This is a genomic window from Conexibacter arvalis, from assembly GCF_014199525.1.
Lineage (GTDB): Bacteria > Actinomycetota > Thermoleophilia > Solirubrobacterales > Solirubrobacteraceae > Conexibacter > Conexibacter arvalis.
This window is the reverse complement of record NZ_JACHNU010000007.1, coordinates 131,354-143,807: the sequence shown is the minus strand read 5'-3', so window position 1 is coordinate 143,807 and position 12,454 is coordinate 131,354. Positions and strand designations below refer to the sequence as shown.

The window sequence follows — 12,454 nt, the reverse complement described above, 5'->3', positions numbered from 1 at the left end:
CTACGCAGAGAGCTCGGACAGGAGCTGGTCGACCTTCGCGCCGTCGTCGGCCGTCAGCAGGTGGACGGGCACGTCGATCGTCGCGCCTCTTCTGACTCTGCCGGAGGCGATGTCGAGCGGGAAGGTGATGCAGACCTCGCCGAGCTCCTTGATGCTGAGCGCCGAGGTCGCGCGGTAGATCGTCCCTCTCTTGATCAGCTCCAGCGCCGGCTTCGCTCCGTCCTGGCCGCCGATGAAGACCTTCGGGTCGTTCGGCTTGCGGCCGCGGTCGAGGAAGGCGCGGTAGGCGCCGATGGCGCCGTCGTCGTTCATGCCGACGACGACGTTGAGGTCGGGGTGGGCGCTCAGCACCGAGCTGGTCACCGACAGGCCGGTCGCCTGGTCGACCGCCTTCTGGGAGGCGACGATCTCGGCGCCCGGCGCGTGCCGCTTGAGCGCGTCGACGACGCCCTTGTCGCGCTCGCGGCCGATCTGCCCGCCGTCCGGGAAGGTCAGGTGCAGCACCTTGCCTCTCCCGCCGAGTCTCTCGTTGACGAATCTCGCCGCCGCCTCGCCGAGCAGCTCGCCGGAGCGGACGTTGTTCAGCAGCACGGCGCCGTCCTGGTTCTGCAGGTTGGCCGCGTACGTGACCCAGATGATCCCTCTCGCCCGCGCGCGCTCGGCGATCTTCTCGATTGCGCTCGGCTCGAGCGGATAGGAGATGATCGCCGGGACTCTCTGGGCGATCCACGTGTTGAGGTTCGCGACCTGGCGGTCGAGCTTGCCCTCGTCGGCGGTCGTCAGCAGCTTCACGTCGCGCTCTCTGGCGGCGACGCGCGACCAGCGCATGATGTCCTCCCACAGGGGGATCTGGTTGTTCGGGTGGTCGAACCCGATCGACGAGATCGCCCCGTCGGCGCCGCCGCCCGATCCGCCGGCGCTGCTCGAGCGGCTGCAGCCGGTCGCGCCGAGCAGCACGCCGCCCATCAGGGTCGCTCCCAGCGCGCCGCGCCCGCCGACCGCGATCAGCCCCCGTCGCGTCAGCCGTGCCTCGCGGGTCGTGCCCCCGCTCTGCCGATCCTGCTCACCTGCTCCCATGCTGCCTCTCTCTCCGAGCGCGGGCGACCCGTCCCCTCTGCGAGGGGCTGTCCCGGCGCGAATGAACCTGACTCCTGTGCGGTGCTGCGTACTGCCTGCCGCGGGCGCCCTGCGGCGCCCGCGGCGATCCGGCGCGGCTAGCTCGCGGCCGCGCCGACCTCCACCCAGACGCTCTTGGGCTGGGTGTACTCGGCGAGCGCCTGGCGCCCGCTGGAGCGGCCGTAGCCGCTCTCACCGAATCCGCCGAACGGTGTCATCACGTTGATCGTCTTGTAGTCGTTGATCCAGAAGGTGCCGGCGCGGACCGCCGCGGCGACGCGATGGGCGCGGCCGACGTCGCGCGTCCAGACCGCGCCAGCCAGCCCGAAGCGGCTGTGGTTCGCGAGCGCGATCGCCTCCGCCTCGTCGGCGAACGGGATCACGCAGCCGACCGGGCCGAAGATCTCCTCCTGCGCGATCTCGGCGCGGTTGTCGACGCCTGTCAGCAGCGTCGGGGCGAGGTAGTAGCCGCGATCGAGCCCGTCGGGCCGGTCGCCGCCGGTCGCGACGCGGGCGCCGGCGGCGACGGCGTCGGCCAGCATCGCGCGCACGCGCGCATGCTGCGGGGCGTTCGCGATCGGCCCGATCTGCGTCGTCTCCTCCAGCGGGTCGCCGACGCGCAGGGCGGCGGCCCGCTCGCTGAGCGTCGCGAGGAAGTCGTCGTAGATCGACGCCTGCGCGAAGATCCGCGAGCCGGCGACGCAGCTCTGACCCGAGCCGGAGAAGATCCCGGCGATCGCGCCGTCGGCGGCGCGGTCGAGATCGGCGTCGGCGAAGACGATGTTGGCCGACTTGCCGCCCAGCTCCAGCAGGCACGAGGCGAGCGTGTCGGCGGCGCCGCGGGCGATCCGCCGGCCGGTCTCGACCGAGCCGATGAAGACGACCTTGCCGACGCGCGCGTCGGCGACGACGGCCGCGCCGGTCGTCGCGCCGAGGCCGGCGAGGACGTTGAAGGCGCCCGCCGGCAGGCCGGCTTCCAGGGCGATCCGCGCGAGCGCCAGCGAGGTCAGCGGCGTGAACTCCGACGGCTTCAGCACGACGGCGTTGCCGGTGCAGAGCGCCGGCGCGACCTGCCAGCCGGCCGTGAAGATCGGCGCGTTCCAGGGCGTGATCTGCGCGACGACGCCGTAGGGCTCCGGACGCGTGTAGTTGAGGTGGCCGCTCGGCACGGGGATCACCTCGCCGTGGTGCTTGTCGCACCAGCCGGCGTAGTACTCGAACATCTCGGCGACGCGCAGCACCTCCAGGCGCGCCCCGGCGACCGGCTTGCCGACCGTCAGCGACTCCAGCCGCGCCAGCGGCTCGGCGTGGTCGCGCACGCCCGCGCCGATCGCCGTCAGGACGCGGCCGCGCTCGCTCGCCGTCAGCGCCGCCCAGGCGGCCTGGCCCTCGGCGGCGGCCTCGACCGCCTGCCCCGCGACCGCCGCGCCGGCGTCGCGATACCCGGCGACGACGCGCTCCTCGGCGGGCGCCACCAGCGCGACCTCGTCGCCGTTGCCGGCGACGAGCTCGCCGCCGACGAAGCTGCCGATCTCGTCGGCCCCGAACCAGGGGGCCAGCAGGTCCGTCACGTCCGGCGTCATCGCGCCTCCTCCCCGGAGCGGTCGAGCTCCACGATGCGATTGAAGTCCTCTGCGTCCCCGAGCTGGGCGCGGCTGGCGTCCCACACCTCGCCGGCGGCGCGCAGCACGTCGGTGTCGGCGCCGAGCCGACCGGCGACCTGGAGCGCGAGGCCGACGTCGCGGCGCATCAGCCCCATCGTGAAGCCGGAGTCGAAGGTGCCCGGCTCGATCCAGCGCGGATAGTTGACCTCGGTGACGCCGCTGCGGCCCGAGCCGCCGTTGATCGCGGCGACGAAGCGCGCCGGATCGATCCCGCCGGCCGCCGCGATCCGCGCCGCCTCCGAGGCGGTCAGCAGGTGGACGGCGCAGAGCAGGTTGTTGAGCAGCTTCACGAGGTGGCCCGCGCCCTGGCCGCCGACGCGCTGGTGGCGGCCGCCGGAGAGCGCGTGCAGCAGCGGCTCGGCGCGCTCGAACGCGGCCTGGTCGCCGCCGACCATCAACGTCAACGCGCCGGTGGCCGCGCCGGCCGCGCCGCCGCTGACCGGCGCGTCGAGCAGCGCATGCCCGCGCTCGCGCAGGCGCTCGCCGATCCGGCGGGTGATCGCGGGGTCGCCGGTCGTCGTGTCGATCACGAGCGCGCCCGCCGGCACGGCCGCGAGGAAGGCGGGATCGCCGAGCAGCACCTGCTCGACCTGCGGGGAGCCGGGCAGCGACAGCAGCACGGCGTCGGCGCCCGCGCATGCCTCGGCGACCGTCTCGAACGGCTCGACCCCGGGGCCGGCCGCGGCGCGGCGCTCGGCGCTGGCGTCGACGCCGCGGACCGTGAAGCCGGCGCGCGCCAGCGTCGCCGCCATCGGGCCGCCCATCGTGCCCAGGCCGATGAAGGCGACCGTCTCGATCGCCCTCACGCCAGCTCCTCCAGCCAGGCCGCGACGACCTCGACGAATCGCTCGGGCTCCTCGACGAACGGCATGTGGCCGCTCTCCTCGAAGACCTCCAGCCGCGCCTGCGGCATCAGCTCGGCGATCACGCCGGCGCCGTGCTCGACGGGCAGGATCCAGTCGTCGGCGCCGCCCAGGACGAGCGCCGGCAGCTGCACACCCGGCAGCTCGCCGCGCACGTCGAAATGCTGCAGGTTGCGGCTGAAGCCGGTGTTGAAGGCGGCGGCGCTGTAGCTCATCGCCGCGTCGATCCGCGCGCCGAGCTCCGAGTCGTAGCGCTTGAAGTAGAGCGGCATCACCGCCTGCCAGACGCGCCGCCAGGTGGCATCGTCGGGCATCGGGTGGAACAGCTCCTCGCGCACGACGCGCGCCTGCTCCGCCGTCCCGCGCGCGGCGGCGACGTCGGCCGCTCCGGCGAGGTGGTCGAGCGCCGGCGCGGTGCAGCAGAGGATCACGCCGTCGAGCCGCTCCGGATGGCGGATCGCGTACTCCTGCGCGAGGTAGCCGCCGTAGGAGTGGCCGAGCAGGACGACCCTGTCGTGGCCGAGGTGGGCGCGCATCGCGTCGATCTCGTCGAGCCAGAGGTCGTGCGTCGCCTCCGACAGGTCGATCCGCTCGGAGCGGCCATTGCCGGCGAGGTCGTAGAAGGTCAGCTCGGCGACGTCGGCGAGCGGGTCGAGCCATGGCCGCAGGTAGGTGTGGTCGAGGCCGAGGCCGCCGTGCAGCACGAGCACGGGGCGGCCGGCGCCGATCGTCACGTGGAAGGTGCCATGGCCCGCGATCGGCGTGAGCGTGCCGACGGGTCCGTCAAGTGGTGTCATATGGGTGGAAGAGGTCGAGGTCCGCCCAGACGCGCTGCACCCGGGCGATCGTGTTCTCCGCCTCGTCGCCGCCGAGCTCCTCGAGCTGCGCGAGCAGCGCGTAGACGACGGACAGGGGCGCGGTGAGCGACTGGAAGAACGAGGCGCTCTCGGTCGGCACCATCAGCGTCGTGTCGGCGATCTCGGCGAGCGGGGAGAAGACCGAGTCGGTGATCGCGACGACCGTCGCGCCCCGCTCTCTGGCGTCGCGCGCGGCGCGGCTGACGTCGCGCATCTGGCGCCAGAAGCTGATCGCGACGAGGCAGTCGCCGGCTTCGAGCGCGGCGCAGGTGGCGACCGTCGAGACGCCGCCGCGCGTCTCCAGCGTGACCGGCAGGCCCATCACGGCGGAGAGGTGGGCGAGCACCTGTCCGACGGCGGCGAAGCTGCCGCTGGCGACGACGACGGTGCGGCGCGCGTCGTAGATCGTGCGCGCGGCCTGCTCGACGGTCTCGGGGCTGACGGAGGTCAGCGCGGCCTGGAGGTTCTCGGTGTCGCGGCGGATCGCCGCCTCCAGATGGCTCGTCCCCTCGCCCTGCCTGTGCGAGCGCAGCACGTCGGTCGGCAGCAGGCTGCCGAGGTAGCGATGGCGGAAGTGGAGCTGGAACTCGGGCCACCCCGAGAAGCCGAGCGTCTGCGCGAAGCGGACGACCGTCGCGACGTTGACGCCGATCCGCTCGGCCAGCTCCGAGGCCGACTCGACCGACCCCGCGCGCGGATTGGCCGCGAGGAAGCGCGCGACCAGCTCGCCCTTCGGCGTCAGCTTCACCTCCGCGACGCGCTCGCGCAGCCACTCGGGTGAGCCGGCGCCGTCGGGGAGGCCTGAGGGGTCGGGGGTGTGGGAGTCGTTGCTCATGATGCGAACCCTACGTCTGCAAAGATACTGCAGCATGACCAATTCTGCAAACCACTTTGCGTGATGGGTGCGCACAGATCGCTCGACGGGCTCGCGCTCACCGCCCTGCTGCGCCAGCTCGTCGCCGTCGAGTCGACCAACCCGGGGACGCAGGAGGCGGCGATGGCAGACGCCGTCGAGGCGCAGCTGCGCGGCGTCGAGGGGATCGCGCTGGCGCGCGTCGAGACGCTGCCCGAGCGCGACTCGCTCGCGGCGGTCGTCGCAGGGACCGCGGCGGGCGCGTTCGCCGGGCCGCGGGTGATCCTCAACGGCCACCTCGACACCGTCCCGGTCGACGATCCGGCCGGCTGGAGCGTCCCGCCGTTCGCGGGCGAGCTGCGCGACGGCCACGTCTACGGACGCGGCGCCTGCGACATGAAGGCCGGGCTTGCGGTGCAGATCGCGCTGCTGCGACGTGCGGCGGCGCGCCGCGAGCGGATGCGCGGGACGCTGATCGGCCACTTCGCCGTCGGGGAGGAATGCGGCGAGCCGGGCACCCGCTCGCTGCTGGAGGCCGGCTTCGGCGGCGACGTCGGCGTCGTGCTCGAGCCGACCAGCTGCCGCGTCGCGACCGCCGCGCGCGGCCTCTGCCACCTGCGGGTGCGGATCGCCGGCCGCTCGGTCCACGCGAGCACCGCGGGCGCGGGCGACAACCCGATCTGGCGACTCCCGGCGGTGCTGGAGGCGGTCGCGGCCCATCGCGCCGCGCTCGCCGAGCGCGGCCACCCGCTGCTGCCGGCGCCGAGCTGCGAGCCGACGGTCGTGCGCGCGGGCGTGAAGGCGAACGCCGTCGCCGACGCGCTGGAGCTGACGCTCGACCGCCGGCTGCTGCCGGGCGAGACGCCGGCCGGCGCGCTCGAGGAGCTGCGCGCGCACCTCGCCGCGGCCGGCGCGGGCGACCCCGGCTGGGCGGTCGAGGCCCAGCTGCTGCCGGGCGCCTTCCCGCCGGCGGAGATCGCCGTCGACGCGCCGTTCGCGGCGCGCCTGCGCGCCGCCGCGGCGACCGTCCGCGCCGAGCCGGGGCCGCAGCCGCCGGCGTACGGCACGCCGTTCGCCAGCGACGTGGGCCACCTCGTCGAGGCGGGGATCGAGGCGGTCACGTTCGGCCCCGGGCGGATCGAGCACTGCCACTGCGCGGACGAGCGCGTCCCGGTCGCCGACCTCCTCGACACGGCCGTCGCGCTCTCGCGCGCGCTCGACGAGACCTTCGACCGCGGTTGAGCGCTCGGCGCGGCGATCGCCGTCGCCCGCCCGGCGCGGCGCCCTCCGACCGCCGCCGTCGCGCCAGCCCCTCCAACCGCGAAGACCCCGCCGGGGCGGGGTCTTCGAGGAGTGGAGACGCCGGGAATTGAACCCGGGTCCGCAGTCGCGCAAGAGATGGCGTCTACGAGCGTAGCCGGCGCTCTGTTCTCGTCCCCCGCTCGCCTCGCCGGCCGGGTTGCGGGGGACCAGCCTCCTGAAGGTGTCCCCGGTTCGGCAGAGGCGGACCTCCCCAGGTGAGCCTGCATCTGATTCCGGCGATCCCCGCGGCAGGCTGGCGAGGGCCGAAACCTCACGGCGCTAGCTAGGTGCTAGGCGGCGAGGGCGTACTCGTGAGAGTCCGCACGTATGGTTTTTCCGGTGGTTTAACGAGGCCAACCGGAACCTCGGCTCGCAACCATCCCCACGAATCGACCACGTCGAAGCCTGTCGTCCCCGGGGATGCACAGCCCCTTCAGTCTAGCCGACCGGGCCGGCTCGACACGGCCGGCCGGCGCGACCCCGCCTGCCACAATCGAGTGATGGACAACCGCGCCGAGTGGCTTCCGCCCGTCTCCCCCACGCCCGCCGCCCGGCGCGACGACGCGTGGAGCGAGCAGGCGCCCGCCGGGCCGCAGCCCGCATGGGGCGAGCCGGCGCCGGCCGGGGGCCCGGACCCGGCATGGGGTGCGCCGCCGCCTCCGCGGCCGCAGCGCTCGCAGCTGCGCCGGCTGTTCGGCCCGCTGTTCGTCGCCGGCGCGCTGATCGTCAAGTTCCTCGGCCCGTTGAAGGGGCTGCTGCTGGCCCTGCCGAAGCTGAAGCTGCTGACGACGTCGGGCTCGATGCTCGTCTCCGTCGCCGCCTACAGCCTCATCTGGGGCTGGAAGTTCGCGCTCGGCTTCGTGCTGCTGCTGCTCGTCCACGAGCTCGGCCACGTGATCCAGCTGCGCCGCGAGGGGATCGAGGCGAGCGCGCCGATGTTCATCCCCTTCCTCGGCGCGGTCGTGTCGGCGAAGTCGCTCGGCGACGACGCCGCGGCAGAGGCGCGCGTCGGGCTCGCCGGACCGATCCTTGGCTCGTTCGCCGCCGCGCTGCTGATCCCCGTCTGGCTGCTGACGGGCAACGAGTTCTGGCAGGCGCTGGCGTTCACCGGCTTCTTCCTCAACCTCTTCAACCTGCTGCCGGTCGTGCCGCTCGACGGCGGTCGCGCGATGGCGGCGATGACGCCGTGGATGTGGTTCGTCGGCCTCGGCGCGATGGTCGGCGTCGCGTTCGCCTTCCCCAACCCGATCATCATCCTGATCGCGCTCTTCGCCGCCTTCGAGACGTGGCGGCGGTGGAAGGCGCTGAGAGCCGGCGGCGAGCGGGCGGCCAGCTACTACAGAGTCCGCCCGGCCCAGCGGCTGGCGGTCGTCGCCGTCTACCTCGGTCTGATCGTGGGGCTCGTGGTCGGGATGGACGCGACCCACCTGACGCGCACCTTCGAGGACGTCTGAGCGCACGCCGTCGCCGCGCCGGGCGGGGTTGTCCGGCGCGGCGACGGAACGTGCGATCGCGGTCGAGCGCCGGAGGCGCGGACGGCGGCCGAGTGCCATCCGCGCGAGCGCGCCCGAGAGCGCGACGCGGCGGGACCGACACAGACACTACATGCATGCGCAACCTTTGTGCATGCAGAATGTGCGGATTCAAATATTGCGACTGTTTGGTACGATCGCCGGTGATGTCCGCCTCCCAGTCCGTCGATGCCACGGCCCCGTCCGGTCCCTGCCTCGACGGCCGCGACGACGACGCGCTCGTCGCCCGCTGGCGGGAGCTGCTCGACCGTCACGCCCGCACGACGGGCGCCCTCGAGAAGGTCCTGCAGGAGCGCCACCAGCTCGGCGTCAGCGAGTTCGAGGTGCTCGAGCGCCTCGCCGGCTGCGACAGGGAGCAGAACCGCATGCAGGCGCTCGCCGACACCGTCCACCTCAGCCAGAGCGCGCTGTCGCGCCTGATCGGGCGCCTCGAGGCCGACGGCCTCGTCTCCCGCTCGATGTGCAGCGACGACCGCCGCGGCATCTTCGCCTGCCTCACCCCGGCCGGCCGCGAGCGCTACGAAGCTGCGCGGCCGACGCAGCGCCAGCTGCTCGCGGAGCTGCTGAACGACTGACCAGCGGCGCTCACCGGCGAGGCGTGCCGGTGGAGGTCAGTACCGCTCGGCGTCGCGGATCGCGCGGCGCATCTCGCGATCCTGCTCGCGCGCCTTGATCGTCTCGCGCTTGTCGAACTGGTCCTTGCCCTGCGCGAGCGCCAGCTCGCACTTCGCGCGCGGGCCTCTGAAGTAGATCCGCGTCGGCACGAGCGTGAGGCCTCTCTCTCTCGTCTTGCCGACGAGCCGCTCGATCTCGCGCTTGTGCAGCAGCAGCTTGCGGTCGCGCTCGGGCAGGTGGTTGTCGCGGTAGGCGGAGGCGTACGGCGGGATGTGCAGGTTGACGAGCCACACCTCGCCGCCTCTGACGAGCGCGTAGGCGTCCTTCATCTGCGCCCCGCCCTCGCGCAGCGACTTCACCTCGGTGCCGGTCAGGACCATGCCGGCCTCGAAGGTGTCGAGCAGTCTGAAGCGGAACCGCGCCTGGCGGTTGGTCGCGACGTCGCCGGGGGCGAACTTCTTCTTTCCCTTGCCCTTGGCCATCGCTTCTAGCGTGGCACAAAGGGGCGGAGCACGCTCACAGCTCCAGTGGGACCAGGTCGACGCGGCCGCGTGGCGCGTCGACGCGGTCGACCTGGACGACCACGCGATCGCCGATCCGGATCGTCTTGCCCGAGCGCGAGCCGTGCAGGATCGTGCCCTCCTCGTTCAGCTCCCACCAGTCGCCGTGGAGCTTGCGGACCGGCAGCATCCCCTCGTAGCCGTCGCCGAAGGCGACGAAGGCGCCGGCGCCGATCACGCCGGTCACCTCGCCCTCGAACTCCCGCTCGAAGCCGCGCTCGAACAGCTCTCTCTCCAGCAGGAAGCAGCGGGCGACGTCGTCGGCGGCGCGCTCGATCTGCATCGCGTCGCGCTCGCGCGCGGAGGCCCACTCGGCGACGCCCGGCAGCCGCGACGCCTCCGGGAACGACTCGCCGGCGCCGATCGCGGCCAGCAGCGCCCGGTGGCAGACGAGGTCGGGGTAGCGGCGGATCGGCGAGGTGAAGTGGCAGTAGTGGCTGAGGCCGAGTCCGGTGTGGCCGAGGTTGCGCGGGTCGTAGCGCGCCTGTGTGAGCGAGCGCAGCACGAGCGAGTTGAGCCCGATCGCCCCTCTCCCCGTCCGTCTCACGTGCTGCTCGACGAGATGGGACGCGGCGGCGATCGCCTCGGCCGCCTGCTGCGGCGTCGGATGCTCGGGCAGCGGCGGGGTCGGGACCCCGAGCGAGGCGAGCTGCGCGACGAGCCGCTGCGCCGCGCTGCCGTCGGGCCGCTCGTGGACGCGGTAGACGGCCGGCGCTCCGCGGCCGGCGAGCAGTCTCGCGACCTGCTCGTTGGCGAGGATCATCAGGTGCTCGATCAGGCGGTGCGACTCGGTCTGCACGACGCCGGCCGCAGCGGTCACGTGGCCCTCGCGGTCGAAGGCGAACTCCGGCTCGACGCTCTCGATCGCGAGCGCGCCCTGCGCCTCGCGCCGCGCGGCGAGCGCCGCCGACGCCTCGCGCGCCGCCGCGAGCGGCTCCGCCCACGGCTCGCGCGCCTCCTCCTCGCCGGCGAAGATCCGGTCGACGCGGTCGTAGTCGAGCCGCTCGTCGGAGCGGATCGTCGAGCGGTAGAAGCTCGAGCGCACCACGCTCGGCCCGTCCAGCTCCAGCTCCGCGGTGACGGCGAGCCGATCGACGCCGGGCCGCAGCGAGCAGGCGACGTTCGACAGGCCCTCCGGCAGCATCGGCTCGACCTTGCCGGGGACGTAGACGCTGGTGCCGCGGCGGTGGGCCTCGCGGTCGACGAGGTCGCCGGGCCGCACGTACGCCGACACGTCCGCGATGTGAACCCAGATCCGCCATCTCCGCTCGCCGAGCCGCTCGGCCGAGAGGGCGTCGTCGAAGTCCTTGGCGGTCGCGGGGTCGATCGTGAAGGTCGTCAGGTCGCGCAGGTCGCGGCGGCCGGGCACGTCGACCGGCTCGGGGTCGCGCGCGGCCCGGTCGACGGCCGGGTCGAAGCGGCGTCTGAGGCCGCGGTCGAGCATCAGCGCCTCCAGCACGTCGCGCGCGACGTCGGGGCGGCCGAGGCGCCGCTCGACCTTCGCGTGGCCCTTGCCGCCGCGGCTGGAGAGGCGCAGCAGGACCAGGTCGCCGACGGCGCTGTCGCGGTCGCGCTCGACGATCGGGCGGGGACCGGGCTGGAGGAACGGGACGCCGACGAGGTGGCGTCCGCGCTGCTCGAGGACCGCGACGACGTGGCTGCGCGGCTGCGGCCGCTCGCGGTCGCGCGAGCGCAGGCCGCGCTCCTCGTCGGCGTCGCGATCGGCGCGGCCGCGCCGGGCCGGCGGTCCGGCCTCGGGTCGCGTGCGGCCGCCGCGGGTCGAGCGGCGCGCGTCGCGTCCGGCGCCGCCGCCGGCGCCGCGCGCGCCCTTGCCGCGGCCGCCCTTGCCGGCGCCGCGGGCGGCGCGTCGACGGTCGCCGCGCCGGCTCACCGCGCTCCGGACGACAGCGTTCTCACGGCCGTGGCGAGCGCTTCGTCCCTGGCGGTGTCGGGGTCGTCTCTCGCCCGCACGTTCGGCTGGATCCCCGCCCCCTCACTCACGCCTCTGCCGCCGATGTTCTTGCCGCTGGGCAGGAAGTACTGGCCGACGGTGATGTCGAGCGCGCCGCCGTTGGGCAGCTCGCGCACCTCCTGGAAGACGCCCTTGCCGTAGGTCCGCGTGCCGACGACCTCGGCCCGTCTGCGGTCCTGCAGCGCGCCGGTGACGATCTCCGACGCGGAGGCGCTGTTGCGGTCGACCAGCACGACGACCGGCACGTCCTCTCTGATCGCGCCGCCGGTGGCGGTGTAGACGTGGCGCTCGCGATTGCGGCCGTCGGTCGAGACGATCGTCCCGTCGGGGATGAAGATCGAGGCGGTCTCGACCGCCTCGCTCAGCAGGCCGCCGCCGTTGCCGCGCAGGTCGAGCACGATCCCTCTCGCGCCTCTGTCGAGCATGCGGTCGACCGCCCCGCGCACCTGCTCGCTCGAATCGGAGGTGAAGCTCGTGAACACGACGTGGCCGTACTTTCCCGCTCTGGTGGAGACCAATCTCGCCTCGACGACCGGCTCGACGATCTCGGCTCGCTCGATCGTCTGGGATCTGCGCACGCCGTCGCGCTCGGTCGTGATCGTCACGTCCGTGCCGGGCTCGCCCTTGATGAGGCCGATCGCGTAGCTCGACGGATGACCGGCGAGCGTGTTCCTGCCGACGGCGACGATCTTGTCGCCGGGGCGCAGCCCCGCCTTCGCCGCCGGCGTGTCGGGGATCACGTGCGCGATCACGAGCCCTCTCTCGTGCGGCTGGACGGTCACGCCGATGCCGCTGAAGCGCGGGTTCGTCGACTGCTGGAACCTTCTGTAGGTCGCCGGATCGAAGTAGTGGGAGAACTGGTCGTCGAGGCTGTCGACCGCGCCCTCGATCGACTGGTCGACGAGCTGGCCGCGCTCGATCGGGCGGTAGTAGTTGTCCTCGATCGTGTCGATCGCGCGCTGGACCAGCTGGCCCTCGTCGTCGCGCACCAGGGCGCTGCGGACCGGGTCGGGCAGGAGGTTGGCGTGGCCGCCGAGGAAGATCCCGATCGCGAGGGCGACGAGCGCGATCAGCGCCCCGCCGAGCAGGAGTTGGATGCGAGGGGCGCGTCGATGCACAG

General features: G+C 73.5%; 11 protein-coding genes and 1 other RNA gene. 3 read left to right on the top strand and 9 right to left on the bottom strand.

Annotated elements, in window-relative coordinates:
- From BDZ31_RS20180 to BDZ31_RS20160, 5 genes are all read right to left on the bottom strand, one after another.
- Complete coding sequence (locus tag BDZ31_RS20180) at positions 1-1,077, bottom strand: sugar ABC transporter substrate-binding protein (RefSeq protein ID WP_183344514.1); 1,077 nt, start codon at positions 1,075-1,077, stop codon at positions 1-3.
- 137 nt (positions 1,078-1,214) lie between these two features.
- Positions 1,215-2,699, bottom strand: a complete 1,485-nt coding sequence (locus tag BDZ31_RS20175) for an aldehyde dehydrogenase family protein (protein WP_183344512.1) — start codon at positions 2,697-2,699, stop codon at positions 1,215-1,217.
- A complete protein-coding gene (locus tag BDZ31_RS20170) occupies positions 2,696-3,586 on the bottom strand; it encodes an NAD(P)-binding domain-containing protein (RefSeq protein ID WP_221243209.1) in 891 nt (296 codons plus the stop codon). The genes BDZ31_RS20175 and BDZ31_RS20170 overlap by 4 nt, the downstream gene beginning before the upstream one ends.
- Positions 3,583-4,440 carry an alpha/beta fold hydrolase gene (locus tag BDZ31_RS20165; protein WP_183344510.1) on the bottom strand — a complete coding sequence of 286 codons (858 nt, stop codon included), beginning with the start codon at positions 4,438-4,440 and terminating at the stop codon, positions 3,583-3,585. The genes BDZ31_RS20170 and BDZ31_RS20165 overlap by 4 nt, the downstream gene beginning before the upstream one ends.
- Positions 4,427-5,335 carry a MurR/RpiR family transcriptional regulator gene (locus tag BDZ31_RS20160; RefSeq protein WP_183344508.1) on the bottom strand — a complete coding sequence of 303 codons (909 nt, stop codon included), beginning with the start codon at positions 5,333-5,335 and terminating at the stop codon, positions 4,427-4,429. The genes BDZ31_RS20165 and BDZ31_RS20160 overlap by 14 nt, the downstream gene beginning before the upstream one ends.
- Positions 5,336-5,398: 63 nt before the next feature.
- On the opposite strand from BDZ31_RS20160, the gene BDZ31_RS20155 reads away from it, so the two are divergent.
- Positions 5,399-6,595: a M20 family metallopeptidase gene (locus BDZ31_RS20155; RefSeq protein ID WP_183344506.1), complete on the top strand. Its 1,197-nt coding sequence runs from the start codon at positions 5,399-5,401 to the stop codon at positions 6,593-6,595.
- A gap of 109 nt (positions 6,596-6,704) precedes the next feature.
- Here the strand turns inward: BDZ31_RS20155 and ssrA are convergent.
- Positions 6,705-7,071: a transfer-messenger RNA gene (gene ssrA / locus BDZ31_RS20150) on the bottom strand.
- Between the two features lie 84 nt (positions 7,072-7,155).
- On the opposite strand from ssrA, the gene BDZ31_RS20145 reads away from it, so the two are divergent.
- Positions 7,156-8,109: a site-2 protease family protein gene (locus BDZ31_RS20145; protein ID WP_183344504.1), complete on the top strand. Its 954-nt coding sequence runs from the start codon at positions 7,156-7,158 to the stop codon at positions 8,107-8,109.
- A gap of 224 nt (positions 8,110-8,333) precedes the next feature.
- On the top strand, positions 8,334-8,762 hold the full coding sequence (locus BDZ31_RS20140) for a MarR family winged helix-turn-helix transcriptional regulator (protein ID WP_183344502.1): 429 nt from the start codon (positions 8,334-8,336) through the stop codon (positions 8,760-8,762).
- Positions 8,763-8,798: 36 nt separating this feature from the next.
- Here the strand turns inward: BDZ31_RS20140 and smpB are convergent, their stop codons facing one another.
- The 3 genes from smpB to BDZ31_RS20125 are packed head-to-tail and all read right to left on the bottom strand — an operon-like array spanning position 8,799 to position 12,452.
- The gene (gene smpB, locus BDZ31_RS20135) at positions 8,799-9,284 is read right to left on the bottom strand and encodes an SsrA-binding protein SmpB (RefSeq protein WP_183344500.1); all 486 of its coding nucleotides are present in this window, start codon (positions 9,282-9,284) and stop codon (positions 8,799-8,801) included.
- 34 nt (positions 9,285-9,318) lie between these two features.
- Positions 9,319-11,253: an RNB domain-containing ribonuclease gene (locus BDZ31_RS20130; protein WP_183344498.1), complete on the bottom strand. Its 1,935-nt coding sequence runs from the start codon at positions 11,251-11,253 to the stop codon at positions 9,319-9,321.
- A complete protein-coding gene (locus tag BDZ31_RS20125) occupies positions 11,250-12,452 on the bottom strand; it encodes a S41 family peptidase (protein WP_183344496.1) in 1,203 nt (400 codons plus the stop codon). The genes BDZ31_RS20130 and BDZ31_RS20125 overlap by 4 nt, the downstream gene beginning before the upstream one ends.
- Positions 12,453-12,454 lie beyond the last annotated feature (2 nt).